Source organism: Streptomyces sp. NPDC002076 (genome assembly GCF_053593835.1).
The window spans coordinates 166,753-193,281 of sequence record NZ_JBSFDI010000011.1 but is presented as its reverse complement, the minus strand read 5'-3'; the positions used below and the strand labels follow the sequence as shown (position 1 = coordinate 193,281).

20 protein-coding genes and 3 pseudogenes are annotated in these 26,529 nt (G+C 70.2%); 13 read left to right on the top strand and 10 right to left on the bottom strand.

What is annotated here, in order from left to right:
* Positions 1-5: 5 nt before the first annotated feature.
* From ACWCQS_RS24030 to ACWCQS_RS24010, 5 genes are all read right to left on the bottom strand, one after another.
* Entirely contained in the window at positions 6-284 is a 279-nt protein-coding gene (locus tag ACWCQS_RS24030) for a hypothetical protein (protein ID WP_451006341.1), read from the bottom strand.
* Positions 285-318: 34 nt separating this feature from the next.
* On the bottom strand, positions 319-1,386 hold the full coding sequence (locus ACWCQS_RS24025; RefSeq protein ID WP_451006340.1) for a S1 family peptidase: 1,068 nt from the start codon (positions 1,384-1,386) through the stop codon (positions 319-321).
* 638 nt (positions 1,387-2,024) lie between these two features.
* Positions 2,025-2,621 carry a TetR/AcrR family transcriptional regulator gene (locus tag ACWCQS_RS24020; protein WP_451006339.1) on the bottom strand — a complete coding sequence of 199 codons (597 nt, stop codon included), beginning with the start codon at positions 2,619-2,621 and terminating at the stop codon, positions 2,025-2,027.
* Between the two features lie 123 nt (positions 2,622-2,744).
* Positions 2,745-4,253, bottom strand: a complete 1,509-nt coding sequence (locus ACWCQS_RS24015; protein WP_451006338.1) for an MFS transporter — start codon at positions 4,251-4,253, stop codon at positions 2,745-2,747.
* Positions 4,254-4,670: 417 nt separating this feature from the next.
* Entirely contained in the window at positions 4,671-5,339 is a 669-nt protein-coding gene (locus ACWCQS_RS24010; protein ID WP_451006337.1) for a TetR/AcrR family transcriptional regulator, read from the bottom strand.
* A 254-nt stretch (positions 5,340-5,593) separates the two neighbouring features.
* Between ACWCQS_RS24010 and ACWCQS_RS24005 the strand changes: the two genes are divergently transcribed.
* The 3 genes from ACWCQS_RS24005 (at position 5,594) to ACWCQS_RS23995 (ending at position 10,852) form a co-directional block, all read left to right on the top strand.
* Positions 5,594-8,815 (top strand): bifunctional cytochrome P450/NADPH--P450 reductase, encoded by a 3,222-nt coding sequence (locus ACWCQS_RS24005; protein ID WP_451006336.1) that lies wholly within the window; start codon positions 5,594-5,596, stop codon positions 8,813-8,815.
* Between the two features lie 231 nt (positions 8,816-9,046).
* The gene (locus ACWCQS_RS24000; protein WP_451006335.1) at positions 9,047-10,093 is read left to right on the top strand and encodes a zinc-binding dehydrogenase; all 1,047 of its coding nucleotides are present in this window, start codon (positions 9,047-9,049) and stop codon (positions 10,091-10,093) included.
* Between the two features lie 108 nt (positions 10,094-10,201).
* Positions 10,202-10,852, top strand: a complete 651-nt coding sequence (locus ACWCQS_RS23995) for a TetR/AcrR family transcriptional regulator (protein WP_451006334.1) — start codon at positions 10,202-10,204, stop codon at positions 10,850-10,852.
* On the opposite strand, the gene ACWCQS_RS23990 is transcribed toward ACWCQS_RS23995, so the two are convergent.
* Positions 10,818-11,456 carry a TetR/AcrR family transcriptional regulator gene (locus ACWCQS_RS23990; protein WP_451006333.1) on the bottom strand — a complete coding sequence of 213 codons (639 nt, stop codon included), beginning with the start codon at positions 11,454-11,456 and terminating at the stop codon, positions 10,818-10,820. The genes ACWCQS_RS23995 and ACWCQS_RS23990 overlap by 35 nt on opposite strands.
* Positions 11,457-11,702: 246 nt before the next feature.
* On the opposite strand from ACWCQS_RS23990, the gene ACWCQS_RS23985 reads away from it, so the two are divergent.
* From ACWCQS_RS23985 to ACWCQS_RS23960, 6 genes are all read left to right on the top strand, one after another.
* Positions 11,703-12,740, top strand: coding sequence for a VOC family protein (locus ACWCQS_RS23985; protein ID WP_451006332.1), 1,038 nt, complete (start codon positions 11,703-11,705; stop codon positions 12,738-12,740).
* The gene (locus tag ACWCQS_RS23980; RefSeq protein WP_451006331.1) at positions 12,737-13,675 is read left to right on the top strand and encodes a fumarylacetoacetate hydrolase family protein; all 939 of its coding nucleotides are present in this window, start codon (positions 12,737-12,739) and stop codon (positions 13,673-13,675) included. Before ACWCQS_RS23985 ends, ACWCQS_RS23980 begins: the two co-directional genes overlap by 4 nt.
* Positions 13,672-15,291, top strand: a complete 1,620-nt coding sequence (mhpA, locus tag ACWCQS_RS23975) for a bifunctional 3-(3-hydroxy-phenyl)propionate/3-hydroxycinnamic acid hydroxylase MhpA (protein ID WP_451006330.1) — start codon at positions 13,672-13,674, stop codon at positions 15,289-15,291. The genes ACWCQS_RS23980 and mhpA overlap by 4 nt, the downstream gene beginning before the upstream one ends.
* Positions 15,292-15,307: 16 nt before the next feature.
* On the top strand, positions 15,308-17,341 hold the full coding sequence (locus ACWCQS_RS23970) for an acetoacetate--CoA ligase (protein WP_451006329.1): 2,034 nt from the start codon (positions 15,308-15,310) through the stop codon (positions 17,339-17,341).
* Entirely contained in the window at positions 17,338-17,685 is a 348-nt protein-coding gene (locus ACWCQS_RS23965) for a DoxX family protein (RefSeq protein WP_451006328.1), read from the top strand. Before ACWCQS_RS23970 ends, ACWCQS_RS23965 begins: the two co-directional genes overlap by 4 nt.
* A gap of 72 nt (positions 17,686-17,757) precedes the next feature.
* Positions 17,758-18,462, top strand: coding sequence for a hypothetical protein (locus ACWCQS_RS23960; protein ID WP_451006327.1), 705 nt, complete (start codon positions 17,758-17,760; stop codon positions 18,460-18,462).
* 81 nt (positions 18,463-18,543) lie between these two features.
* Here ACWCQS_RS23960 and ACWCQS_RS23955 read toward each other — a convergent pair.
* The 3 genes and pseudogenes from ACWCQS_RS23955 to ACWCQS_RS23945 form a co-directional block, all read right to left on the bottom strand.
* Positions 18,544-18,814: pseudogene (locus tag ACWCQS_RS23955) on the bottom strand (4-hydroxy-2-oxovalerate aldolase); the annotation flags it as partial.
* A gap of 640 nt (positions 18,815-19,454) precedes the next feature.
* Positions 19,455-20,951, bottom strand: a complete 1,497-nt coding sequence (locus ACWCQS_RS23950; RefSeq protein ID WP_451006326.1) for an FUSC family protein — start codon at positions 20,949-20,951, stop codon at positions 19,455-19,457.
* A 199-nt stretch (positions 20,952-21,150) separates the two neighbouring features.
* Positions 21,151-22,014 (bottom strand): annotated as a pseudogene (locus tag ACWCQS_RS23945) (FUSC family protein); the annotation flags it as partial.
* A 241-nt stretch (positions 22,015-22,255) separates the two neighbouring features.
* Here ACWCQS_RS23945 and ACWCQS_RS23940 point away from each other — a divergent pair.
* From ACWCQS_RS23940 to ACWCQS_RS23930, 3 genes and pseudogenes are all read left to right on the top strand, one after another.
* Positions 22,256-22,732 carry an Lrp/AsnC family transcriptional regulator gene (locus tag ACWCQS_RS23940; RefSeq protein ID WP_388629174.1) on the top strand — a complete coding sequence of 159 codons (477 nt, stop codon included), beginning with the start codon at positions 22,256-22,258 and terminating at the stop codon, positions 22,730-22,732.
* A gap of 20 nt (positions 22,733-22,752) precedes the next feature.
* A pseudogene (locus ACWCQS_RS23935) lies at positions 22,753-23,447 on the top strand (HAD family hydrolase).
* 80 nt (positions 23,448-23,527) lie between these two features.
* Complete coding sequence (locus ACWCQS_RS23930; protein WP_451006325.1) at positions 23,528-24,991, top strand: MFS transporter; 1,464 nt, start codon at positions 23,528-23,530, stop codon at positions 24,989-24,991.
* Between the two features lie 279 nt (positions 24,992-25,270).
* Here the strand turns inward: ACWCQS_RS23930 and ACWCQS_RS23925 are convergent, their stop codons facing one another.
* Positions 25,271-26,032: a LysR family substrate-binding domain-containing protein gene (locus ACWCQS_RS23925; RefSeq protein ID WP_451006324.1), complete on the bottom strand. Its 762-nt coding sequence runs from the start codon at positions 26,030-26,032 to the stop codon at positions 25,271-25,273.
* 58 nt (positions 26,033-26,090) lie between these two features.
* Here ACWCQS_RS23925 and ACWCQS_RS23920 point away from each other — a divergent pair, with 58 nt between their 5' ends.
* Positions 26,091-26,492: a DUF5997 family protein gene (locus ACWCQS_RS23920; RefSeq protein ID WP_451006323.1), complete on the top strand. Its 402-nt coding sequence runs from the start codon at positions 26,091-26,093 to the stop codon at positions 26,490-26,492.
* Positions 26,493-26,529 lie beyond the last annotated feature (37 nt).

Below are 26,529 nucleotides of genomic sequence, written 5' to 3'. Positions count from 1 at the left end.
AGCCCTCACTTCGGTGTGCCCGTCAGGACCGGTAGGCGTTGCGGGTGTAGGTGAGGCTGAGCGGTGTTGGCGAAGTACTGCGAGATCAGGTACGCGGGGTCAGGCGTGATCGAGCCGTCCTGCAGATCGCTGCCGTCGTCCCCGTCGTCCCAGGCCCAGGGCGTGTGCGCGGCGTTGTCCTCACCGTTGTCGCCCGCGAACGTCCCCCAGGAGGCGTAGGGCGGGTTGGCGGAACGGCGCACCCACAGGCCGCGTGTGACCGCCGCCTTCCGGGCGGCGGTCACGTGCGTCGTCAACGCTCGGGAGAGGGAGGAGGACCTAGTACACGCTGACGCCGTACGCGCTCAGCGCCTCGGTCACCGGCTGGAAGAAGGTCGTACCGCCGGAGGTGCAGTCGCCGCTGCCGCCGGAAGTCAGACCGATCGCCTTGGTGCCGTCGAACAGCGAACCGCCGGAGTCGCCGGGCTCGGCGCAGACGTTGGTCTGGATGAGGCCGTAGACGACGTCGCCGCCACCGTAGTTGACCGTGGCGTTGAGGGCTTGGACGGTCCCGCCGTGCACGCCGGTGGTGGAACCGCTGCGCTTGACCGACTCGCCGACGTAGGCGTTGGCGGCGGACGTGATGTCCTGGCTGGTGCCGTTGTAGAGGTTGACGGTGCCGGGGTGGCTGACGCCGGTGTTGTCGTAGCGGACGATGCCGTAGTCGTTGGTGGGGAAGCTGGAGTCGATGGTCGGGCCGACGTAGGTGCTCAGGCCGGAGTTGGTGTACCAGTTCGGGTAACCGTCGGTGCAGTGACCGGCGGTCAGGAAGTAGTAGGCGCCGCTGCTGCTCCGGACGTTGAAACCGACGGAGCAGCGCCAGCCGGCGTCGGCGTAGATGGCGGTGCCGCCGTTGAGCAGCTTCCTGAAGGTGCCGCTGACTCGTTTGACGGTGACCGCGTCGCCGTAGGAGGCGGTGGCGGACTTGAGCTCGGCGATGTCGGCGCGCGAGACGTTGCTGTCGGCGCTCACCACGAGTTTGTTGCTCCTGGGGTCGACGGCCCAGGCGGTGCCGGGGATGTCGGCAGCCTTGGTGGCGGCGCCGGCCTTGGCCAGCTGCGCTGAGCTGTGGGTGACGAGCCTCGGCACGGCACCGGCCTCGCGGACGGCCTCCGCGGCCTTCCGCGTGGTGACGTTGACCACTACGGACTTGGTCTCGGCGTCGTAGTACGAGCCGGCCGTCGAGGTGGTGCCGAGGGTCTTGGTGAGCTTGGCCGCGGCCTCGGGCGAGGCCTTGGCCGAGGGGGCGGCCTGGGCGGTGGGCGTGGTGAGCGACACCGCGAGGAGCCCGGACGCCAAGGCGATCAACCCGGAGCGTCTGGCGGTGCGGAGGGTCTTGACCTTCACTCGTTCCTCCTGGGTGGGGACAGGGGAGACCCGTCAGGGCGGCACAAGAGCCCTCGCGAACAGCGTGTCCCTGACAAGTTCGGATCGGGAGTATTCCGCGCCCCGCGGTCGGCGAACAAGAAGCCGGAGGCAGAATTTACGCGCGTAACACGTTGGTACGTACCTGCCGATCGAAGCGGCAAATGAACTGCTACCACCAGTAATTGAGGCACACTCAGGAAACCGTCGCAGAGCTGCGCCGCGTACACGGCGAGTCCGAGGAACTGGCTCTCGGTGGCCTGTGGCGGCGACGACCGGGGTCAGGGGGGCCACGGTACCGTGTGCTCGTTTTCGGTCGTTGGCGTCGACTGTCGAATGCGCAGCCGGCCCCCGCAGGCCATCGCGGCGCTCTGATCTCACGCCTTTTCGAAGTCCACCGACAGAAGTCTGGCCGCCGTTTGTCCGCTTCGCGCTCGCCCCGAAAGCCCGCTGGTGGACGACGGCCGAGTTGCCCACACCGTCCGGGCGAGCAGAGCATCGGCAAACATGCTCGGCGAAGCCGCTGCGGAAGCAAGGCGTAACCCGCTGCGAAGAATTGAAGGGCGGAGACCTTGTCGGACGGATGGCCTGGCTTGCTTCGCGGCCGCAAGCCGCTACATCTAGGACCAACCTCGCAAAGCGGCGTCCACGACGGCGTTCACGGTGTCGCGTCCCAGGTGGTTCCCGACGAAGAAGCGCTCGAAGAACAGCGGCCCAGCGGTGGCCATGGCGAATGTCTCGGGGGTGACGTCGGGCCGGAGCCGGCCGCGCTCGACGGCTGCGGTAACCGCGGGACGCAGGGCGTCGGCGATCTGGTTCAGCAGTGACTCCCGGAGGCGGCGCATACCTTCGTCGTGCCGTGAGCCCCCGAGGACCGCGGCAAGGACGGCCCCCGATTGCTCGTCGTCCCAACGCTCGGCGAGCACGTTCAGACGGTAAATGAGCTCCGCTCGCGGATCGTTGCCCGAAGCGGCCCGAAGCTCCTCGGGTACCGGAGGCAGAGGGGGCATGCCGGCCTCCAGCGCGGCCAGGCGGAGGTCGAGAAGGCTCGGCCAGTGCCGGTAGACGGTTGCCCTGCCGACGCCGGCACGAGTCGCAACCGTTTGATGTGTCACGGCCTCCAGCCCACCTTCCGTGAGCAACGCGGTGGCCGCCGCGACCATGGCCTCACGACTGCGCAATAGACGCGGATCTGTTCGATCTTCCACCTGGTACACCTTCCGCTGATAGAACCCGAGTCGCTGCCCCTATGGGGCATCCATTGAGCAAGGGAGGGGAGCCGCAAAGACCCTGTTCGCCCCCCTCGAAGGTGGGTGGCCCTCAAAGCACTGCTTGTCCCGCTACATGTGCACGACGGATGCAGCGTTCTCGTTCTGCTGGGGCACGCCACGGCGGTACAGCAGCACGGTCACCACCAGACCCACCACGAAGACGGCCGCCGACCACCAGTACGCAGTGGAGTAACCCTCGAGACCGGCCTGGGCCAGGACGCCGGGGCCCTTGGGGTCACGGCCGGAGAGGTAGTTGGTGGCGGCGTCGGAGGCCATCGTGCTGAGCAGGGCGACGCCGATGGACCCACCCACCTGCTGGACGGTGTTCACGGCGGCGGACGCGACTCCGGCATCGGCCGCGGCCACGCCGGAGGTGGCCAGGCTCATGGCGGGCGCGATGACCGTGCCCAGGCCGACGCCGACGAGCACCAGCTGGGGCAGTACCTGTGTCATGTATCCGCTGCCCAGGTCCAGCGTGGTCATCCACACCAGGCCGGCGGCCGCGATGGCCATCCCCAGCGGAACCACCGGCTTGGGACCTATGCGCCGCACCAGGACGTTGTTGGCCACCGCCGACGCGGACGACGACGCCACGATCATGGGCAGGAAGGCGAAGCCCGTCTTCAGGGCGCTGTAGCCGAGGCTCTGCTGCAGGTAGTAGGTCAGGAACAGGAACACGCCGAACATGCCCGCGCCGGTGACGAAGAGGGCGGCGAAGGAGGCACCGCGGTTGCGGTCCAGCAGGACCCGCAGGGGCAGCAGCGGATACTCCGCCCTGGTCTGCCACCACCCGAAGACGGCCACCAGTACGGCACCGGCCACCAGCATGCCCCAGGTCGCCGACGAGCCCCAGCCGTGCGTCTCGGCGTTCGAGAACCCGTAGACCAGGCAGAACAGGCCGATGGAAACCAGCAGAGTGCCGAGGACATCGAGCTTGGAGGACGTGTCGCGCGGCGTGCGGTGCAGCAGAGCGGCCCCACCGACGAACGCCACCCCCGCGAAGACCACGTTGACGTACATGGTCCAGCGCCAGTCCAAGTACTGGGTCAGCACCCCGCCGAGGATCAGGCCGATGGCTCCGCCGGCACCGGCGACCGATCCCGCGACGGTGAAAGCTTTCACCCGCTCGCGCGGATCGGTGAAGGTGGTCATCAGGAGTGACAGTGCGGACGGGGCCAGCAGGGCGGCGAACAGGCCCTGGACGGCGCGCGCGATGACGAGCATGGCGAAACCGTTCGCCGCTCCTCCCACCATGGAGGCGGCTGCGAAGCCGGCCAGACCCACCAGGAACGTCACCTTCTGCCCGACCAGGTCCGCGACCCGGCCGCCGAGCATCAGCAGACTGCCGAAGGCCAGCGCATAGGCGGTGACCACCCACTGCCGGTCGGCATCCGAGAAGCCCAGGTCGTGCTGGGCGGACGGCAGGGCGATGTTCACGATGGTGCCGTCGAGGACACCCATCAGCATCGACAGGGAAATGACCAACAGAATCCACCAGCGACGCCGGTGCGACAGGTCGGGCACATTCTCAGCTGTGGTCTCGGCGCCGCAAGCAGCGACGGTGGCGTTCTGGGACATGGGGGCAGCCCTCCGGACAGCAAAGGTGGGGATGGAGGAAGAGAGAAAAGAACGGATCGAGAGATCGGGTAGGTCTCATCCGGTACGGGGCGACACTTCGCGCTCACGGGCGGGAGCACTCGGCGGCGTAGCCGCCTCGGTGAACGGACAACGCGGGTGATTCAGCTCGACGAGGCCGACGGTCTCCCCCCTCAGGAGGGAGACCAGGAACAAGCCGACGACCATGGTCATTGCACGGTTCAGCGTCGGCATACGGCTGCCGTGTAGAGGCTGGATGTGGAACCACCCCGCCGGGCGGTGTGGAACTACCCCGCCGGGCGGTCTCACCCGATGTGACGGGGTGGCTCCCGTGTGTCGCAGCCTGAGATCGCCCGACTGCGGGCGCGCCTCAGCCGCCAGTGGCTGGGGCGCAGCGTCTCAGGCTGACTGGCTCAATGGCCGGGCGTGCCGGCCGTCACGTCCGGCGGTGAGGCGGCTTTCCAGGCCCGTGATCAGCGTGTCCATCACGAGGCGGAACATGTGGTCCTGGTCAGGGCCTTCGGGGGCCGCACCCGTAGAGCCAGGGTGTGCGTCCATGGCCCCGTCTTCATCGGCTTCAGGGCCATGGGGCTTGAGGGTCGACCACTGGTGGAGTGCGCCGTTGAGTTCTGCGGTGAGGACGCCGATGACGACGGCGACCATCAGCGCAGCGATCTTCGAGACCTCTGACTGCGGCACACCGGCAGCGGCCACGATGGCGGTGAGGGCGGTCCAGAACGGGTCGTTGGGCTGGATGAAGTCCGGCTGGTGGCTGAACGAGTAAGCCAGCAGCTTGGGGTGACGGTGCGCCAGGGTCCGGAAGTCTGTGGCGAGCAGACGGATCCGCTCCTGCCAGGGAGCGTCCTCCAGTGTCACGGTGCGGAACTGCGCTCCGACCATTCTCGTCACGCCGCGCAGCACGGCTTCCTTGTTCGGCACGTGGTGGTACAGCGACATCGGGTTCGCGTCGAGCTCGGTGGCGAGTTTGCGCATGGTGAGCGCCTCGACGCCGTCCTCGTCGATGAGCCGCAGGGCGGCGGTATAGATCCCGGCCTCCGTCAGAGGCACGTCTCTCTTCCTCGTTCCCCGCGGGGGACGTCTCACCTTCTTTTCCATACCTCGTACGGTACCAGTTCCGTACACGGTACGGAAATGAGCTTCACCACAGCCCCACCTGGGCCCCCGGGGTTGCGCTCCACTTTCCATACCCCGTATGGTTCCAATTCCATACGGCGTATGTTTCCGTACGGCGCCACGGCATCGACCTGCGCAGCGCGCCCTTGCCCATCCCCCTCCACCCCCTCCGCGCAGAGGAGCAAGACATGACCACGCACTCCGCGAACGACCTTCGCCCCATCCGGTCCCCGCGCGGGATCCCCCTCCTCGGCAACACGCCGCAGATCCCCGACACCAACCCGGTCGAGTACTTCGCCGAGCTGTCCAAGCAGTTCCCCGAGGGCATCTACGGCTTGGACATCGCCGGTATCGAGCAGATCTTCGTCTACGACCCGGACCTGGTGGCCGAGGTCTCCGACGAGACGCGGTTCTTCAAGCAGATCGAGAAGACGCCGCTGCAGCATGTCCGGGACTTCGCGGGCGCGGGCCTGTTCACGGCCCACCAGCACGAGGAGGAATGGGGCATGGCGCACCGGATCCTCCTGCCGGCGTTCAGCCAGCGGGCCATGAAGGCGTACTTCGGGCAGATGCTGGAGATCGCCCAGAACCTGGCGGGCAAGTGGGAGCGCAAGGAGGGTCAGTCGGTCAACATCACCGACGACTACACCCGGCTGACGCTGGACACGATCGCCCTGTCGGGGTTCGGCTACCGGTTCGACTCCTTCGAGAAGGAGGAGCTGCACCCCTTCCTCAACGCGCTGCTGGGCGCGCTGGTGGAGTCGCTGCGGCGCTCGCAGGAGCTGCCGATGATGACCAAGCTCCGCAAGGCCGATGCCAAGAAGTACGGCGAGAACGTCCGGCTGATGCAGGAGCTGGTCGAGAGCGTGATCAAGGAGCGCCGCGAGGGGAAGGGCGGCGGTGAGGAGGACCTGCTGGGCCTGATGCTGGAGGCCACCGACCCGGAGACCGGCAAGCGGCTGTACGACGACAACGTCCGCGACCAGGTGCTGACGTTCCTGATCGCCGGCCACGAGACCACCAGCGGCCTGCTGTCGTTCGCCACGTACTCGCTGATGCGCAACCCGCACGTGCTGGCCCAGGCGTACGCCGAGGTGGACCGGCTGATGCCGGGTGACACGGTCCCGGACTACGACACGATCATGCAGCTGGACGTCATCCCGCGGATCCTGGACGAGACCCTGCGCCTGTGGGCTCCCATCCCGTCGTTCGGCAAGACGGCGCGGGAGGACACCGTCATCGGCGGCCACTACGAGCTGAAGAAGGGTGCGAAGGTCCTCATCCTGGAAGGCCCGCTGCACACACACCCCAAGGCGTGGGAGCGGCCGGACGAGTTCGACATCGACCGCTGGCTGCCGGAAAACCGCGTCCAGCACCACCCGCACGCCTACAAGCCGTTCGGCAACGGCATACGTGCCTGCATCGGCCGCCAGTTCGCGCTCACCGAGGCCCGCCTGGCCCTCGCGCTGGTGCTGCAGAAGTTCAAGTTCTCCGACACCAACGACTACAAGATGGACCCCCGGGAGGCGCTGACGCGCAAGCCCGGCAACTTCGAGCTGATCGTCCGTCGCCGTCAGGAGCACGAGCGGACCGTCTTCGGCGCCGCGGACCTGCAGACCGGCGACACGCAGGCACAGGCCGCGGTCAGCGGTGTCGGTGTGAACCTGACCGTCGCCTACGGCTCCAGCCTGGGTTCGTGCGAGGACCTGGCCCGCACCATCGCCGACCGCGGCGAGCGCTCCGGCTTCGGCACCACCCTCATCAGCCTGGACGAGCTGGGTGACAACCTGCCCACCGAGGGCCTGCTCGCCGTCGTCGCCGCCAGCTACAACGGCAAGGCCCCCGACAACGCCCAGCGCTTCGACGACCTGCTCGCCGCCGGACTGCCCGAGGGCTCACTGTCCAACGTGCGGTACGCGCTGCTGGGCGCCGGCAACACCCAATGGGTGGCCACCTACCAGGCATTCCCCAAGCGGATCGAGGAAGGTCTGCTGGCCGCCGGCGCCACCCCCATCGTCGAGCGTGGTATCGCGGACGCCGCCGGTGACTTCGACGGCATGGCCACGCGGTGGATGGACACCCTGTGGGCCACTCTGGCCGAGGAGTACGCCGCCGACACCTCCGAGGCGAGCGGCCCGCGCTTCCAGGTCCAGCTGCTCACCGAGGCCGACGTGCGCCCCGCCATCGTCTCCGAGCAGGCGTACCCGCTCACGGTGGTGGCCAATGAGGAGCTCGTGGCCGACGCGACCGGCCTGTGGGACTTCCAGATCGAGCCGCCGCGCCCGTCGGCGAAGTCCATCACCTTCGAGCTGCCCGAGGGCGTCACCTACGACACCGGAAACCACCTGGCCGTCTTCGCCAAGAACGAACTCGCCCTGGTGGAGCGCGCCCTGAGGCGGCTCGGCGTCGACTACGACCAGGTGCTCCGGCTGGAGCAGCCCGCCGGTGGCCGCACCCACCTGCCGGTCGGCACCCCGGTCACCGCCGGCATCCTGCTCACCGAGTTCCTGGAGCTGCAGGACGTGGCCACCCGCTCCCAGATCCAGACGCTCGCCGAGTACACCGAGTGCCCGTGGACCCGGCCGCAGCTGCTGGCGTACACCGCCGACACCCAGGAGGCCGAGGAGCGCTACAGCAAGGAGATCCTCGGCAAGCGCATCTCGGTGCTGGGCCTGCTGGAACGCTTCCCGGCCGTCGAGCTGCCGCTCGCGGTCTTCCTGGAGATGATGGGCCCCATCCGCCCGCGCTTCTACTCCATCTCCTCCGCCCCGTCCGCCAACCCGCGCCACGTGCGCCTGACCGTCGGCCTGCTGGAGGGCCCGGCCCTGTCCGGCGACGGCCAGTACCGCGGCACCTGCTCCTCCTACATCGCCGGCCTCGAACCCGGAGACGCCGTCTACGGCTACGTCCGCGTGCCCTCCCCCACGTTCGCCCCGCCCGCCGACCCCGCCACGCCGCTGATCCTCATCGGCCCCGGCACCGGCATCGCACCGCTGCGCGGCTTCCTGGAGGAGCGGGCGACACAGCACGCCAACGGCACCCAGGTGGGCGCGTCGCAGGTGTTCGTCGGCTGCCGCCACCCGGAGCACGACTACTTCTACAAGCAGGAGATGCAGGACTGGGAGCAGGCCGGGATCGCCCAGATCCACACCGCCTTCTCCGCGGTGACCGGCCACCCGGCCCGGTTCGTGCAGAACGCCATCGCCCATGCCGCCGACACGGTGTGGCAGGCCATCGAGGACGGCGCGTACATCTACGTCTGCGGTGACGGCCGCCGCATGGCCCCCGCCGTCCGCGAGGCACTCGCCGCCATCCACCGCCAAAAGACCGGCAGCGACGACGACACCGCCCAGCAGTGGCTCGCCCAGCTCGAGGCCGACGAGCGCTACCAGCAGGACGTCTTCGCCTGACCGTCGCACGCCGTGAAGGCGTGCGACCCCCAGCCGCCGGGGGGGGGGGGGGCCCCCCCCCCGCCGCCCCCCCCGCCCCCCCGCCCCCCCCCCCCACCCCCAGCCGCCGGGAGGCGTGCGGCCCCCCCTCCTGCCACTCCGCCCGCCTCCCGGCCCCACCAGCCATTCAGACACCCATGGCACCCATGGCCCGAACCACCGGGCCGTGCCGCTCACAGAAAGCAGACCTTCATGGACACCATGCTCGCCGGACGCTTCCACCTGGACAGCAAGAAGTTCGCCGTGGAAGAGGTCCCGATCCCCGTGCCGGGCCCGGGCGAGGTCCTCATCGAGGTCAAGGCCGCCGGCGTCTGCCTCTCCGACGTCCACCTCCTCGACGGCTCCCTCGCCCCCCTGTTCGCCACCTCCGACACCATCACCGTCGGCCACGAGGTCGCCGGTGTGATCCACACGCTCGGCCCCGACCTCAAGCGCGGCCTGCCCGTCGGCACCCGCGTCACCCTCGAGGCCGGCAAGACCTGCGGCACGTGCGCCGGATGCGTGCGCCACCGCCCCTGCACCCAGATGCTCACCGCCGGCATCGACTACGACGGCGGCTGGGCCGAGTACGTGATCGCCCGCGAGGACACCCTCATCCCCATCCCCGACAGCCTCCCCTTCGACCAGGCCGCGATCATCCCCGACGCGGTCTCCACCCCCTACGCCGCCGTCGTCGCCACCGCGGGCGTCCGCCCCGCCCAGTCCGTCGGCGTCTGGGGCGTCGGCGGAGTCGGCGCCCACAACGTACGCCTCGCCCGCCTGGTCGGCGCCGCCCCGATCATCGCCGTCGACCCGCTGCCCAGCGCCCGCGAGCGCGCCCTGGCCTTCGGCGCGGACTACGCGCTCGACCCGGCAGCCCCCGACTTCGCCGACCAGGTCCGCGCAGCCACCGGCGGACGCGGCCTCGACTTCGCCTTCGACTGCGCCGGCGTCCCCGCCGTCCGCGACCAGGCCGCCTCCGTGCTCGGCCTGGGCGGCTCCCTGATCCTGGTGGGCATCACCCCCAGACCGCTGACCATCACCGAGGGCCTGACCTTCAACTACCTGCAGAAGCAGGTGCGCGGCCACTACGGCGGCTTCCCCGAGTCCGTCTCCGAGCTGGTGCAGCTGACCGCGGCCGGCCGCCTCGACCTGGCCCCCTCCATCACCGACCACATCCCGCTCATCGAAGCCGCCGACGCCGTCCACCGACTGGAGAACAAGATCGGCGACCCGATCCGCCTCATCCTCGTCCCCTGACGCCCGTCAGCAGGACAACAAGCCACCCTGGGCAGGGGTGAGTGGGCGCCGGTGCGTGAGGGAACACCGGCGCCCACGGCTTTCCGGCAACCGCGGAGAGGAAGAACCATGCAGACGACCGACACCCCGGGCCGTACTGTGCAGCGCAAGGATGCTCACTCCAACCACAGGCGCATCCTCGCGACCGCCCGGCGGAAACTGCGGGAGGACCCGGACGCGAGTCTCGACAGCATCGCTCAGGCGGCCGGCGTCGCCCGGCGCACCCTCTACGGGCACTTCCCCAGCCGGCATGCGCTGATCGCCGACCTGACACAGGAAGCAGGCCATGAACTCCGGCAGGCGTTCGCCAGAGCCCGTACCGCGGATGCCGACCCGGTCGAGGCGATGACACGGATGGTGCTGGCGGCATGGACGGTGGGCGACCACTACCGCATGCTCATCGCCTTGGGACGGCGCCACCTGGGAGAGGACGCGATCCGTACCACTCTGGCACCGGCCCGCGCAGAAGCCGTCGCAACCCTACGACGTGGTCAGCGCGAAGGCGTCTTCGCGGACCACCTTCCCGCACCTGTCCTCGCCCAAGCGCTGGAGGCACTGATGCTGGCCCTCGCCGAGGAGAACGCCGCATGCCCGTGGACCGACCCCACGGGCGAGGCCGCGGCAACCGCGTTCCTCGTCGCCGCCGGCGTAGCACCACAGAGGGCCGCGCTTCAGGTGCAGGAGGTCATCGGGCGAGATCGGGCAGCGGGCGACGGGTGACCTCATGGGCGTCGTCCGCAGCGAGGCCGAGCATGCGCAGGACCATCTCGGCCAGGTCGGAGGCGGCCTCGTCGCCGTCGAGGTCCGGGCGCTCCAGCCGGAGAGCCACCAGGGACAGCAGGGTGCCGCCCAGGGCCGACAGGGCGGTGGTCGCGTTGCCGCAGGTGAAACGGCCTGAGGCGATGCCGATCTCCAGGTCGCGCAGGGCGCGTGGGGCGAGGCCGCTGTCGGAGTGGATGTGGGACAGGCCGCGGTCGCGCAGGATTCGCATGAGTTCCGGGTGGGAGTCGGCCATCCGGGCGGTGAGCCGGAAGCCGGCCGCGACCAGCTCGGCCGGGTCGTCGATGCCTTCCACGCGCTCGTCGATGACCTTCCCGAACTCCTCCAGGGCGTCCGTCACCGCCGCGTCGAACAGCTCCGTCTTCGACTCGAAGTGGTTGTAGAAGGACCCGAAGCCGACATCGGCGCGCTGGGCGAGGGCCTGGATGCTCGCGCTCGTGTCCCCGGTTTCCGCGAGGATCTGCCGGGCCGCGCGGACGAGCGCCTGGCGGGTCTCGGCACGGCGTCGCTCGAAGCGGTTCTTGGGCAGGGCTGACGTCGGCATGCGGCTCAGTGTAACCGCCGCAACGATGACACTGCCATTACTGATGAGATCCTCAATTATTTGGGCTGCACCTATTGACGACGAGAAACGACAGAGTTGATGATTTCCTCATTACGGCAGTGTTGCTTGGAGGACACCGTGTCCCACATCCCCGTTAACAAGGGCGGTCCTCTGACGCCCCACCAAGACCTCCACAGTGAGCAGGGCGCCCTACGCGGTGAACACCCCGGACGAGCCCGGAATCCCGTGATCAAAGTGGCGGACCTGGCCTGGCTGGAGTTCGAGAAGCCGGACCTGGACCGGGCCGAGGTGTTCGCCCGTGACTTCGGCTTCGCGATCGCCGCCCGCACCGATCACGAGCTGTGGCTGCGCGGCACGTTCGGGGGCTCTCCCTGCATGGTCATCCGACGCGGTCGCGCCTCCCGCTTCCTCGGGCCCGCGTTCCGCGCGGCCGAACGGACCGATGTGGACCGGCTGGCCGCCGCCGTCGGACACACCGTCCGGGACATCGACGTCCCCGGCGGCGGCCGGTCGGTCGCCCTGTTCGATCCCTCGGGACTCCCCGTCCGGGTGGTGCACTGCGCCGAACCGCTTCCCGCGCTGCCCGGGCAGCAGCCGCTGATCCTCAACACCGGCATCGAAGGCCGTCGTACGAACACCACCCAGCGCCCGCCCCGTGAGCCGTCCCGTATCCAGCGCCTCGGCCATGTGGTGCTGGAGACGCGGACGTTCACCCGCACCCTGGACTGGTACCTGGACACCCTTGGCATGATCGTGTCCGACTTCCTGTTCCTCGACGGGCAACGCCAGCGCGGGCCGACCATGGCGTTCATCCGCTGCGACCAGGGCAGCCTGCCCGTGGACCACCACACCCTCGCCCTGCACCTCGGGCCGGGCACCGGCTACGTCCACTCCGCCTACCAGGTCACCGACCTCGACGCGATCGCCGCCGGCGGCGAGTACCTCGCCGAGCGCGGATACAAGCGCAGCTGGGGGATCGGCCGGCACATCCAGGGCAGCCAGCTCTTCGACTACTGGCGCGACCCCGACCACTTCATGCTGGAGCACTTCGCCGACGGCGACCTGTTCTCCTGCGACCTCGAACCCGGCTGGGCACCCATGTCGGCGAGCGGCCTGGCCCAGTGGGGCCCGCCCGTCACCCGCGACTTCCTGGGCACCAACCCCTCCCCCGCCAAGCTCCGCGAGGTCATGACCGCCCTGCGCGACGACAACGAACTCGACCCCGCACGCCTGCTGGGCCTGATGAAAGCGATGAGCTCATGAGCACCAACGTGCTGCGCACCCCCGACGGCTGGTGGGCCGTCCGAAACGAGCGCGCCGTCCGTATCGAGACCAAGGCGGTCACCACCGCCGAACTGCTCGCTGACCGGGCCGCCGTCCGGGAGGCCGCCGCCTCCGGCAAGAGCGGCACACCCGTCGCCGACCTGGTGGCGCTGCCCCCGGTCACCACCCCCTGCCGGGTGGTCGCCCAGATGGTCAACTACCGCAGCCACGCCAAGGATTCGGGTTTCACGGGCGACATACCGCCCACCTTCTTCCGCAAGGCGTCCGGCTCGGTCAGCGGCCCGCACGACACGATCGTCCGCCCGGCACACGTGAAGTTCCTCGACTACGAAGTCGAACTCGGCCTCGTCATGGGCGCGACGCTCCCGGTGGGCACGGTTGTGGGGGAGCAGGACCTTCCTTCGTACGTCGCCGGGCTCGTCCTCACCAACGACGTCAGCGCCCGCGACGTCCAGCTGACCAAGACCCAGTTCTACGAGAGCAAGTCCTACCCGACCTTCACGCCGACGGGTCCGTACCTGGCCCTGCTGGAGCCGGAGGACTTCGACCGTCTGATCGACCTGCGACTGCGGCTGTCGGTGAACGGTGTAACGCGTCAGGACCGCACCCTGGCCGACATGATCGTGCGGCCCGCCCAGGCCCTCTCCCTGCTCGCCCGCTTCCAGACCCTCGACCCGGGCGACCTGCTGCTGACCGGTACGCCCGGCGGCACCGCCCTGAAGGCCCCGCCCAAGCCGGTCGAGAAGATCGCCGCGCTGCTGCCGCCCGCGCTGAAGTGGAAGGCGTTCTTCAACGGACAGGCCAAGAACCCCCTGTACCTGCGCGACGGCGACCTCGTCACCGCCACGATCGCCACCCCCGACGGGCGGATCGACCTGGGCGAGCAGCGGACCGCTGTGGCGGACGCGACGTGAGCGCCACCACCCGCAGACCGGTGGTGATCATCGGGGCGGGGCCCGTGGGAGTCACGGCCGCGCTCCTGCTGGCCCGTTACGGAGTGCGCAGCCTCCTCCTCGAACGCCACCCCGATGTCTACCCCCTGCCACGCGCCGTCGTCGCGGACGACGAGATCTGCCGGATCCTGCAGAGCGTCGGCGTCCACGAGGAGTTCGCCGCCATCGCCAGGCCGGCGCCCGGGCTACGGCTGCTGGACGCCCGGCGCCGCGTGATCAGCGAGTTCCCGCGGTCCATGCACGGACTCCACGGCTTCCCGCAGCTGAGCATGTTCAACCAGCCCGAGCTGGAACGTCTGCTGCGAGGCGCCCTGGCGCGCCGCCCGGAGTGCGAGCTGTGGAGCGGGGTGGAGGTCGTGTCCGTCACCGAGTCCAGCACGCCGAACACCGACACACCCGACGATCCGACGGGTCCCGTCCGGGTCACCTTCCGGCGCGGCGGCAGTGACGAGGAGGAACACCTGTGGGCCGATGCCGTCCTCGGCTGCGACGGGGCGGGCAGCCTCACCCGTGACGCCATCGGTGCCGCCTGGGAGGACCTGCACTTCCAGGAGAACTGGCGGGTCATCGACGTGCGCACCAGCCGCCCGGTGCGGACCTGGGAAGGCGCCGAGCAGATCTGCTGCCCCACCCGGCCGGCCACCTTCATGCGCATCAGCGAGGACCGCTACCGCTGGGAGTTCCGGCTGGCCGACGACCAGAACCTGGAGGGCCCGGACGGATGGGAGCGCCTGCGCGAGCTGGTCGCCCCCTGGGTGGACCTGCCGGCCTCGCAGAGCGACGACTTCGAGGTGGTACGGCAGGCGCAGTACACCTTCCAGGCCCGTCTCGCCGACCGGTGGCGCAGGGGGCGTGTCTTCCTGCTGGGCGACGCCGCCCACCTGACCCCGCCCTTCGTCGGGCAGGGTCTGTGCTCCGGCCTGCGCGACGCCAACAACCTCACCTGGAAACTCGCCCGGGTCCTCCGACAGGGCGCGCCCGAGGAACTGCTGGACACCTACGAACGCGAGCGCAAGCCGCACGCCCGCCATGTGATCCGCGTGGCGGTGGCCGTCGGCTGGGCCATGACCGGCGGCCAGGACCGCGGTGCGGCCTTTCGCCGGGCCGTCGTGGGCACGGTCTGTCGCATCCCGGGCGTGACCGAGGCGGTGAGCCGTGACCTCAGCCCCGCCCTGGCCGCCGGCCCGCTGGTACGGCGCAGGCCCAGGCTGGCCGGCCGCGCGCTGGCCGGCACCTTCTGCCCGCAGCCCTGGATACGGCACGATGGCAGGCGAGTGCGTCTCGATGACGTCGTCCGGGACGCCTTCGTCGTCCTGACCGCCGTACCGGCCACGGCGCAGATGACAGCAGTGACCACGGCACTGGGCGCCCCGACGATCCACGTCGACGACCTGGACGACGACGGCACGCTCGCCGCCTGGCTGGCACGCGGCCGAGCGGACGCCGTCCTGCTGCGCCCCGACCGTGTCGTGATGGACACCGTCCCCGCCGGCACCGGCGACTTCACCGACGCCGCCGCCTGGGCTCCCCTGCTGCACACGGCCCGCCGCCCCGCCGAAGCCCGGCCCGCACCCTGACGAGGAACACCACACCATGACCACCCCGCACTCCACGCCCTGTCCGGAGCCCTTCCTGCCGCCCGACCCCCAAGCGGCCGCCGGCAGCCGCATCGCGGACTTTGCCCGCTGGGCCGCCCGGCACCAGGGCGCCGAAGGGATTCCTGACCCGACCGAGTACCAGGCCCTGCACCACTGGTCCGTCACGGACCTGGAAGGGTTCTGGGCCGCGGTGTGGGAGTACTTCGACATCGACGCCACCACTCCGCACGAGCGGGTGCTGGCCCAGGAGACCATGCCCGGCGCCCGCTGGTTCCCCGGCGCCACCCTCAACTACGCCCACCACGCACTGCGCAACCTGCACCCTGACGCACCCGCGATCACCGCACTGGACGAGACCGGAGCCGCCTACGAGATCACGGGCCGGCAGCTGCGCGCCCAGGTCGCCTCCGTCTCCGCCACCCTGCGCGACCTGGGTGTCGGACACGGCGACCGGGTGGTCGGCTACCTGCCCAACACCCCCCACGCCGTCATCGCCTTCCTCGCCACCGCCAGCCTGGGCGCGGTGTGGTCCGTGTGCGGCCAGGACTACGCACCCAAGGCCGCAGCCGACCGCTTCGCCCAGCTCGAACCCACGGTGCTCATCACCGCGGACGGCTACCTCTTCAACGGCACCGCGCACGACCGCCGCACCGCTTCCCTCGACCTCGCCGCCGCCCTCCCCACGCTCAAGGCCACGGTCCTCGTGGATCACCTGGGCCTTGCGTGGCCCGCGACCCGGGCCGCGAGGCTGACGGTTCCCTGGGAGGACGCGGCCGGCCGCACCGAGTACCTCACCATCACCCCGGTGCCGTTCGACCACCCGCTGTGGATCGTCTTCTCCTCCGGCACCACCGGGTTGCCCAAAGGCATCGTCCACGGTCACGGAGGCGTCCTGCTGGAGCACCTCAAGACCCTCGGCCTGCACTGCGACCTGGGCGTCGGAGACCGCTTGCTGTGGTACACCACCACCCACTGGATGATGTGGAACCTGGCCGTATCCACCCTGCTGACCGGTGCCGCCACCTGCACCTACGACGGCAGCCCCGCGCCGGTGGCGCGCCCGGACGTCCTGTGGGAGCTGGCGGCCCGCCACAAGGTCACCGTCTTCGGCACCAGTCCCCAGTACCTGCTGGCCATGGCCAAGCTCGGCGTCGACCCCGCCGTGCACGACCTGTCGGCGATCCGCGTCATCGGATGCACCGGCTCCGCCCTGCCCGCCTCCGCCTACCCCTGGGTCCGCGACCACGTCGGCGCAGGCGTCCAGCTGGCCTCCACCAGCGGCGGCACGGACGTCGTCTCCGGCTTCGCCGGCAGCGCCCCCACCACCCCGGTGTGGGCGGGTGAACTGTCGGCTCCCAACCTCGGCGTGGCGCTCGCGGCGTACGACGGCGCGGGACGGCCGGTCGTCGACCAGGTCGGCGAACTGGTCGTCACCCGGCCCATGCCGTCCATGCCGCTGTACTTCTGGAACGACCCCGACGGCAGCCGCTACCGCGACGCCTACTTCAGCGCCTATCCGGGCGTGTGGCGGCACGGCGACTGGATCACCCTCACCTCCCACGGCTCGGTGATCGTGCACGGACGCTCCGACGCCACGCTCAACCGCAACGGCGTACGGCTGGGCAGCGCCGACATCCACGACATCGTCGAACGCCTCCCCGAGGTCGCCGAGGCCCTCGTCATCGGCGCAGAAGAACCCGACGGCGGCTACTGGATGCCGCTCTTCGTGGTCCTCGCCGACGGGATCGAGCTGGACGATTCCCTGCGCGAGAAGATCCGCGACGCGATCCGCACCGGCGCCTCCCCCCGCCACGTCCCCGACGAGATCCTCGCCGTGCCGGCCATCCCGCACACGAAGACCGGCAAGAAACTCGAGGTCCCGGTCAAGCGCCTCCTTCAGGGCGCACCCGCCGAGCAGGTCCTCAACCCCTCCGCGGTCGACAACCCCGACCTGATCGCCCACTTCGCCGGCCTGGGAGCCGAACGCCGCCAGGCCCGCCGCCCGCACACCCCCGAAGGCGCCTCGTGATCCTCTCCGCCTCGCTGACCTGTCTCATCGCGTTGATCTTCGCCCTGCTGGGCGCGGCCAAGATCCTGGCCCTGGGTCCGATGCCCGAGCTCGCCGCCCACGCCGGCTTCACCACCGCGGCCTACCGGGTCATCGGCGGGCTGGAGCTGGCGGGCGCCATCGGCGTGGCCCTCGGCCCGGTCGTACCGCTGTGCGGCCGCCTGGCCGGCATCGGACTGCTGATGCTGCTCGCCGGTGCCGTGACCACGCACGCACGCAAGGGCGACGGGCTGACCAAGCTCCTCCCCGCGGTGACATGCGCGGCCCTGGTCGCCTGGTATCTCGTACTCCTCGCCGGTCTCTGACCCGTTCCGGGAGACTGTCGGCGGCCACTCGTCCTGTTAGCGAGCCCACGGCGGGGCTGGCAGACTGAATCTGTGGTTCCGCTGATGGTCGCGGCGGATCAGATCGCGTCCTCATCGCTTACCGGCGCCAGTGTGGTGTCAGTCTGCGCACTGCTCTTCACCGTCGCGTCGTTCTGGTGGCTCAACGCCCGACAGGGACGCCTGCAGGCGTGGGAACCTCATTCCTTCGCGGCCGTCATCCACGGTTCCACGGCACGCCTACGACTGCCGCTCGTCCTGCACAACACCGGTCCCAAACCGATCGTCGTACAGGACCTCATCCTGACCTTCCCCGATGAGCCCGCCTCTCATCTGCCACTCCTGTGGGTGTCCTCCCCGTCCCGGCTCCAACCGGGGCCGGACGAGGAGGCGAAGCTGCCCGCCGGATTCGTCGTGCCCGGCAGAGAAGCGCAACAGCTCTTCCTCGAGTTCGAGGCACCGTTTTCCGGCTTCCTCCCGGAGGCCCGTGACTACAAGGCCCAGATACAGGTGCGGGTCGGCCACCGCAAGGGTTGGCGCCCCCTGCTGACGTTCAGCTTGAGGGCCGCCAACATCATCGATCCAGATCGCTACACCGTTTACGACAACGCACCGGTCGAGCTGACGAAGGAAGACCAGAAAAGAGCGGATGCCGCGCTCCTCGAACTGCTGGAAGAGCACGGGGACGGCTCCCCTCCGGGCGACAGGAGACAGGGAGACCCTCCGAATGACGAAGGTGACGCCGACACGAGCCGCTGATATCGCCGTCCGTCCTCTGACGTGGACTGCGGTGGCACCGGCCCCGCCGGGCCGCCACAGCCACCGCACCGATCACTCGCGTCAGTCGGCGCAACCGACCGCCGCGAGGTCGAGCGCAATGTCCGTGATCATGTCTGTTTGGCCGCCGACCATCCGGCGCCGGCCGGCTTCGATAGGGACCGCCCGGGTGTCCAGGCCGTGACGGCGCGCCGCGGCAACGGCGTGCCGGAGGAAGCCGGAGTACACGCCCGCGTACCCGAGGGCGAGCGTCTCGCGGTCCACCCGCACCTCGCGGGCCTGCAGGGGGCGGACGATGTCGGTCGGCAGCGTCCATCAGGCGGAACAGGTCGCAGCTTCCGCGACCATGAACAGCCTGCGGACGAGAAGCCCGTGCCCCCTCGGCGGGGGCAGGCATCGCCTCAGACACCCCCCGGAGAGCGTTCGACTTTGCAGGGGCGAAGGCTATGACTGTTGGTCACCAAGGGCCCCTGCCGGATTTACCGTAAGGCGTGTGTCATCACTGTGCCCTCGCGTCGAGTGCTCGGTGGAAGAGAACCCGAGGGCAACGATGTCGACGCCGGAGCTGCAGCACACCCGCCCGGAAGCCCCCGCCGGCCGCGCCTGTAGGGGCTTGCCGTCGAACGCACCTCTCACAGACCGCTCTCACACGTCTGTCACCAACTACGTCGACTCCCTCGTACCGCTACGCCCTGACCTGCTCTTACGCGCCCACCCTGGACTGACGTGGACGCCCAAAGACGGTTTCTACGACATGTGCCATGTCGTACCGAGGTCAGCTCTGACCGCCAGTCAGCTCCGCACTCGCTACACAGCCGGACCCGAAGCGGATCAAGCCCATTCAGTACACGCACACCCCTGGCAGACACCGCATGTTCCAGGCCCCTGGCCGACTACCCACTCGGCGAATCGCCATCGCGTAATGGGCGCCGTCACGGAGCACGGGCCTCGTAACCCTCCTGGGGCGGCGGCCGTCAGGCCGCGACGGAGCCTTGCAACGGGACTGCGAGTGCTTTCAGTGCCTGTTCCAGGCCATGCAGATGGGCCAAGGCCAGTTCGCCACCGGAAGGATGCGGTGTTGCAACCGCCGCATGACCCTCGCTTGGCGTGGCACCGGGCGTGATGAGTGCCTCCACTGCTGCCTCCACCCGCCAGCACGCTGCCGCAAGCCTCGCGTCGTGGGAAGCATCCGGATCCGCCGCGACCGATGCGAGGCCACGCACCTCCCGGGCACACCGGTCCAGCAGCTCGATCACCTGACGGGCCCGCGCTTTACGCGCCCGCAGCGGAGTGAACGGGTGCACCAGCGGCGCCAGCGACAGCCTCACCCTGCCCAACAGCAGCTCCAGTTCAGCGACATGCCGGGCCGGATCCGCAGCCGGAGAGCCGGCCAGACGGGCCGCAGCCTCAGAAGTGCACGCATGGACACAGTGCAGCGCTCGCTGGATCCACGCGTCAGTGGTGGCGTGCGTGGTCACCGGCAGTACCAACAACACCGCGAGCCCCGCGCCGAGTGCCCCCACCCCCGTCTCCATCACACGCAGAGCAAGCAGCCCCGGATTCAGCACCCCCAACAGTCCATACAACAGCCCGGCCATCACCGTCACCGCCAGCATCATCCACGTATACGACACCGCCGCCGTATAGAAAATGCCGAACACGCAGACCGCGACAAGCGCCGCGGTGGGGGCACCAGCCCCATCCAGCGGCACAGCGATCACCAGGCCAATGGCAATACCGATCACCGTGCCCAAAACCCTGCGAAAGCCCCGCACCAGGGTCTCGCCCCGCGAGGTGGTATTCACGAAAATCCACCACACCGCACCCACAGCCCAATACCAGCGCTCGTGCGACACCAGCTGCCCCACCAACAGAGCGAAAGTGCCGCCCGCCATTCCCTGCACCGCGTGGCGCGTGGTCACCCTGGCAAAACCCGTACCACCCGGCGCCACCACCACAACAGCAGGCGGCGACAGCCGCCGCTCGTAACACCACAGGCCAAAGCGCACCGCTGAGGACGCCAGCAGGGCAAGGGCCACCGCCGCATAAAGCTCCGGCAACTGGCCCGGCACCGCACGCAGGAACTGCGCCGCGAAAAACATCATGAACGCGAAAGTCCCCAGAGCGTGGCCCCGCGGCTCCCACCGGCGGGCATACATCCCCGCGCCGAGGACGGCAACAAAGGCCACGTCCCGCACCCACGGGAAATCGTGCAACACCGCCGCGAGAGCCAGCACCGGGAAACCCGCCACCGGCAGCAGTGCCGTCGTGACCGCCTGCCCCCGCACCGACCCATCGGCCACCGTGAACAAGGCGAGCAGCGCGGCAAGCCCACCAGCGATCGCCGCCGGCAGCGACTGCATCGTCAGATCCGACACCGCCACCGCCAGACCGACACCCAGGACGCCCCGCGCAGCACTGCGCAACCTCAGCCGCCCCGGATCCGGCGCGACGAACACCCGCTTCAACACGACATCTCCCTGACACCCAAAACGATCAACCCGCAGAACTGACACACAGTCAGGAAAATCAGCAAAGGGTCAGCATCAGTCCACCCACAGACTGCCGAAGATGCCCACACCCGCACATCAAGCGACGCCAAGAAGACCGTGCCTGATCTGCGAAAACAGGCCCCAGGCCCGCTACCCCCGCGACCCGCCCGGTTGACACTACGCAGAACATCATCCAGGTGTACGAGACGGCGGCCGTGTAGAAGATGCCGAAGACGGCGACGGCGACCAGGACTGCCGTCGGGACCGGCGCACCGCCCACGGGAACGGCGACGAGGAAGCCCAGGCAGATGCCGATCACCGTGCCGAGGACCCGGCGGAAGCCGCGTACCAGGGTCTCGCCGCGCGAGGCGGTGTTGACGACGATCCACCAGGTGGCGCCGACGGCCCAGTACCAGTGCTGTCCGGACACCAGTTGCCCGACGACCAGCGCGAAGCCCGCGCCGGCGGTCGTCTGGACGGCCTGCCGCGCGGTGACCCGGGCGAGGCCGCGCCCGGCGGGCGGGGCCGGTACGGCGGCCGGGGGCAGCCGGCGCTCGTAGCACCAGGCGCCGAAGCGCACCACGGCCGCGCTGAGCACGGACAGCAGGACGGCGGCGTACAGCTCGGGCAGCTGCGCGGGGGTGGCGTGCAGGAACTGGGCGACGAAGAAGGTCATGAACGCGAACACGCCGAGGCTGTGCCCGCGCGGTCCCCAGCGGCGCGCGTACACCCCGGCGCCGACGACGGCCAGGAAGACGAGGTCGCGCGCGACGGGCACGGCGTGCAGCTCGGCCGCGGCGGCGAGCACCGGCACGCCCACGGTGGGCAGCAACGCGGTGGTGACGGCCTGACCGCGCACGGTCGGGTCGGCGACGGTGAACAGCGCAAGGAGGGCCGCGAGCCCGCCGGTGACCGCGCCGATGACGGACTGACCGGCGAGGAGGCAGACGACGACCGCGAGGCCGATGCCGAGGACGGCCCGCGCGGCGAAGCGCAACCGCGCCCGCCCCGGGTCCGGAGCCACGAACATCCTCTTCAGCACTGCTGCCCTCCCCATGGAAACCGGATGGAACACCGGCACAGAAAAGGCGCCGCGGGGATCCGCAGCGCCATCGACCTGTCCATGAGAGCATCACCGAGGTCACTGGCTCAAGTGTGACCCGAATCGCTGTGCCATTGGACCAGTGACACCTCGGTATCCGTGTTGCGCCGAGGGCCAACGGACCAGGTCGGACGGCACAGGCGCAGGTGGGTGCGCTGAGCCATTGGTACAGTCGTCCATCATGTCCGTGGACGAACTCGACACCCGCATCCTGCGACTGCTCCTGGAACAGCCGCGCACCAGCGTGCGCGAGTACGCCCGCATTCTCGGCGTCGCCCGCGGCACGCTCCAGGCCCGGCTGGACCGACTGGAGCGGGACGGCGTGATCACCGGCACCGGCCCTTCCCTCTCCCCCGCCGCCCTGGGCCATCCGGTGCTGGCGTTCGTGCACATCGAGGTCACCCAGGGCCATCTGGACGACGTCGGGGACGCGCTGGCCGCCGTGCCGGAGATCGTGGAGGCGTTCTCCATCACGGGCGGTGGCGATCTGCTCGCCCGGGTGGTGGGCCGGGACAACGCCCATCTGGAGGACGTCATCCAGAAACTCATCAGCCTGCCGGGCGTGGTGCGCACGCGGACCGAGGTGGCGCTGCGCGAGCGCGTCCCGCACCGGCTGCTGCCCCTGGTGGAGTCGATCGGCCGGGCGGCGCGCGCCTGACGCTTGGCATGCTGGAGCGCATGAGCGATCTCGGCGGCCTCTCGGTCGTCTTCGATCTCGACGGAACGCTGGTGAACAGCGAACCGAACTACTACGAGGCGAGCCGGCAGACCCTGGCCGGGCATGGCGTCCCGGACTTCACCTGGGCGGACAACAAGTCCTACGTCGGCATCGGCAACCGGGACGCCACATGGCTCTGGAAGGAGCGCTACGGGCTGAGCGCGCCGGCCGAGGACCTGCTCGCCGAGCTGAACCGGCGCTACCTGGAGATCGCCCGCACCCGTACCCCGGTGTACCCGGAGATGCGCAAGTTCGTGGAGTTCCTGGCCGCCGACGGAGTACCGATGGCGGTCGCGTCCGGCTCCTCCCCGGAGGCGATCGAGGCGATCCTCTCGGGCACGGGACTGGGCACCTACCTGCGCACGGTGGTGTCCGCCGAGGAGGTGCCGCACGGCAAGCCCGCCCCCGATGTGCTGCTGGAGGCCGCCCGGCGGCTCGGCGCGGACCCCGGTGACTGCGTGGTCCTGGAGGACGCGGCACCGGGCGCGGCCGCCGCCCATGCGGCCGGCATGCGCTGCATCGCCGTCCCGTACATGGCCGCACAGGCCGGCCTGCCCGAGTTCGCCACGGCGGCCCTTCTGGTGCGCGGGGTCAGACGGAGTTCACGGCGCAGTCGGCGTACGCGTGGCTCCGGGCCACGGCGCGGTCCCACTGAACAGCACCGCTGGATCGGCCCCGTCCTGCTTTGGGCGTTCCTGCCGTGCGCGGGGCGCCGTGGCTGCCTAGCGTGATCTCATGACCACAGACCGGGGCGGGCCGGCCCCGCACGACCGACGGTGGAAGGCGCTCGCCGTCTGCCTGACCGCGGCCTTCATGACCTTGCTGGACACCTCGATCGTGAACGTGGCGCTGCCTTCGGTGGAGCGCGGACTGGACGCCAGCACGGCCCAGCTGTCGTGGGTGATGTCCGGCTATGCCCTCACCCTCGGTCTGGCCCTGGTCCCGGCGGGGCGGCTCGGTGACATGCGCGGACGGCGCCAGACCTTCCTGACCGGGCTCGCGCTGTTCACCCTCGCCTCGGCGGCCTGCGGGTTGTCCACCGGCGCCGCCTGGCTGGTGCTGTTCCGGCTGGTACAGGGGGCTTCGGCGGGCCTGATCGCGCCGCAGACCTCGGCGCTGATCCAGCAGATGTTCCAGGGCGCGGAGCGGGCGCGCGCGTTCGGCATGATGGGCAGCACCATCGGCATCTCCACGGCGGTCGGCCCGCTCGCGGGCGGCCTGCTGATCCAGGCGGCCGGCGGCCCCGACGGCTGGCGCTGGGTGTTCTACGTCAACCTGCCGATCGGGATGGCCGCCTTCTGCGCGGCGCTGCGGCTGCTGCCCCGCTCCCCCGGCTCACCGGGCAAGCGCGAGTGCTTCGACGTGCCGGGCGTCCTGCTCCTCGGCGCCGGTGTGCTCGCCCTGCTGCTGCCCCTGGTGCAGGAACAGCAGTGGCACGGACGGCTGAAGTGGGCCCTGCTCCCGTTGGGCGCCGGGCTGCTGGCCGCGTTCTGGTCGTGGGAACGGCGCCAGGGGCAGCGCGGCCTGGCACCCCTGGTCGACCTGCGGCTCTTCTCCCTGCGCTCGTTCTCGCTGGGCGCGCTGCTGAGTCTGGTGTACTTCGGCGGCTTCACGACCCTGTTCTTCGTCTACACGCTGTTCCTGCAGAACGGCATGGGTTACGGGGCGCTGGCGGCGGGCCTGTCGTCCATGCCGTTCGCGGCGGGCTCGGCGGCCGGTGCCGCCACGGGCGGCCGCCTGGTGGTGCGGTTCGGGCGCAAGCTGGTCATCGCCGGGCTGTGCACGGTGGCGGCGGGCATGTGCGGCGTCATCGCGGCCGTGCACTGGGTACCGGGGCGGGGCGTGGCCTGGGCGGCCGCGTTCCCGCTGCTCGTGGCTGGCATCGGCTCGGGCCTGACCATCTCCCCCAACACCACGCTCACCCTGTCCCTCGTGCCGGTCCGGCGGGGCGGGGCCGCGGGCGGGGTGCTCCAGACCGCGCAGCGCATCGGCGCGGCGGCCGGTGTCGCCGTGGTGGGCGCGGTCTATTTCGCCCACCTGGCCAACCACGCCGACCCCGCCACCGCACTCCAGTACGGCCTGCTCACCTCGGTCGGCATCATCCTTCTGGCTCTCTGCCTGGCCTTCGCCGACCTGCGGGAACGCCGGGTCCATAAGCCGCCGGAGCAGCAGAGAGAGGCTGTGCCGGAGAGGGTGTAGGGAGCGGTGGCCGGGCGGGGCGCGGAGCACGGTGGTGGGCCCCGGCGCCCTGTGGGTGGCGTACCGGCGCGGCTACCGGCACGAGGGGAGGGGAATGGATCCGCGCCGTGCGTGACTGCCGGGCAGCCGCATCCGGTGTCGCCGCGGTTGGTGCCGGCGGGCTCGGACTGGGCCCGGAACCGCTCCCCCGGGCCGCGTCCGTTCTGCCACACGCCCACCCCGCGCTGCACGGAGCCGTCGGCGCCCGGAACCGGCGCGGCCGAAGCGCCGCGCCGGCCTTCACGACCTCCGGCGCGGCTTGCCCCGCTTGGGGGTCTGTTTGCCCCCCGCCGTGCGGGCGCGCGGGTTGCGGCCCGTCGGCTTCGGCGCCGGCTTCTGCCGGGTGCCGCCCGCCTCGGAGCGCTGCCGTTGCTGCTCGGCAGGCGGCTTGGTGCGGCCACGCGTGCTGTTGACGGTGCGGCCGCGGACGATGCCGATGAAGTCCTCCACCAAATCGGTGGTTGCCTCCTCCGGCCAGGACAGGGCGACGCTCGACTGGGGGGCGTCGGTGACCGGGCGGTAGGTGAGGTCCTTGCGGTGGTGGAGACGGGCCAGGGACTGCGGGACGACCAGCAGGCCGACGTTCGCGGCCACCAGCTCGATCGCGTCCTCCGTCGTCGCGGGGCGCTCGAAGCCGGGTTCGCCGGGCGGTCTTTCCCAGTCGAAGACGTCGTCCAGAGGGTGGAAGAGCACCTCGTCGGCGAGGTCGGCCAGGGTCACCTCGTCCGCGGCCGTGATCAGGTGGTCCTTCGGGACGACGACCACCGTGGTCTCGGTGTAGAGGGGGATCGCGCTGAAGAACGTACGGTCCACCGGGAGCCGTACGAGGCCCGCGTCGGCCTCGCCCGCGCGCAGGAGCTCGGGCGCCTCGGCTGCGGGGACCTGGACCAGGGTGAGCGGGATGTCCGGCCGGCGCTCGTTCCAGATCCTCACCCATTTGGCGGGCGTCACTCCGGGTACGTACGCGAGCCGGAACGACGGTGATTCCTCCGAGCCTGTCACCAGGCCAGGTTACCGGCCGTGGTCGGCGGCCCGGCACACGGCCGATACCCTTGGCCTCATGAGTTCGCAGCAGAGCACCCAGACGATGAAGCCCGCGACCGCGGCGAAGAAGCTGGGTGTGTACCTCCCCGCCACCCCCGCCTCGTTCCAGGAGGGCGTCGTCACGCGCGCCGAGCTGAACGAGTTGCAGGCGAACCCGCCGGAGTGGCTGAGCGAGCTGCGGCGCAACGGTCCCCACCCGCGTCCGGTGGTCGCCGCGAAGCTCGGTGTGTCCATCGCCGGCCTCGCGCGCGCCGGGGTCACCGAGCCACTGACCACCGAGCAGATCGAGGCGCTCAAGCAGGAGCGGCCCGAGTGGCTGGAGAAGGAGCGCGCCACCCAGGCCGAGGTCCGCAAGGAGGCCGCGCGGATCAAGCAGCAGAAGAAGGAGAAGCAGGAGCGCGCCGCCGGGCGCGACTGAGCTTCCCGCGTTCTCTCCCCAGAACCGTTTTTCCACA

Excerpts from the sequence above, each read along its gene's own strand:
- ACWCQS_RS23940 (WP_388629174.1), top strand. The coding sequence starts at position 22,256 with ATGTCCGTGGACGAACTCGACACCCGCATCCTGCGACTGCTCCTGGAA.
- ACWCQS_RS24015 (WP_451006338.1), bottom strand. The coding sequence starts at position 4,253 with ATGTCCCAGAACGCCACCGTCGCTGCTTGCGGCGCCGAGACCACAGCT.
- ACWCQS_RS23920 (WP_451006323.1), top strand. The coding sequence starts at position 26,091 with ATGAGTTCGCAGCAGAGCACCCAGACGATGAAGCCCGCGACCGCGGCG.
- ACWCQS_RS23980 (WP_451006331.1), top strand. The coding sequence starts at position 12,737 with ATGAGCACCAACGTGCTGCGCACCCCCGACGGCTGGTGGGCCGTCCGA.
- ACWCQS_RS23990 (WP_451006333.1), bottom strand. The coding sequence starts at position 11,456 with ATGCCGACGTCAGCCCTGCCCAAGAACCGCTTCGAGCGACGCCGTGCC.
- ACWCQS_RS23970 (WP_451006329.1), top strand. The coding sequence starts at position 15,308 with ATGACCACCCCGCACTCCACGCCCTGTCCGGAGCCCTTCCTGCCGCCC.
- ACWCQS_RS24000 (WP_451006335.1), top strand. The coding sequence starts at position 9,047 with ATGGACACCATGCTCGCCGGACGCTTCCACCTGGACAGCAAGAAGTTC.
- ACWCQS_RS23930 (WP_451006325.1), top strand. The coding sequence starts at position 23,528 with ATGACCACAGACCGGGGCGGGCCGGCCCCGCACGACCGACGGTGGAAG.
- ACWCQS_RS24005 (WP_451006336.1), top strand. The coding sequence starts at position 5,594 with ATGACCACGCACTCCGCGAACGACCTTCGCCCCATCCGGTCCCCGCGC.
- ACWCQS_RS23995 (WP_451006334.1), top strand. The coding sequence starts at position 10,202 with ATGCAGACGACCGACACCCCGGGCCGTACTGTGCAGCGCAAGGATGCT.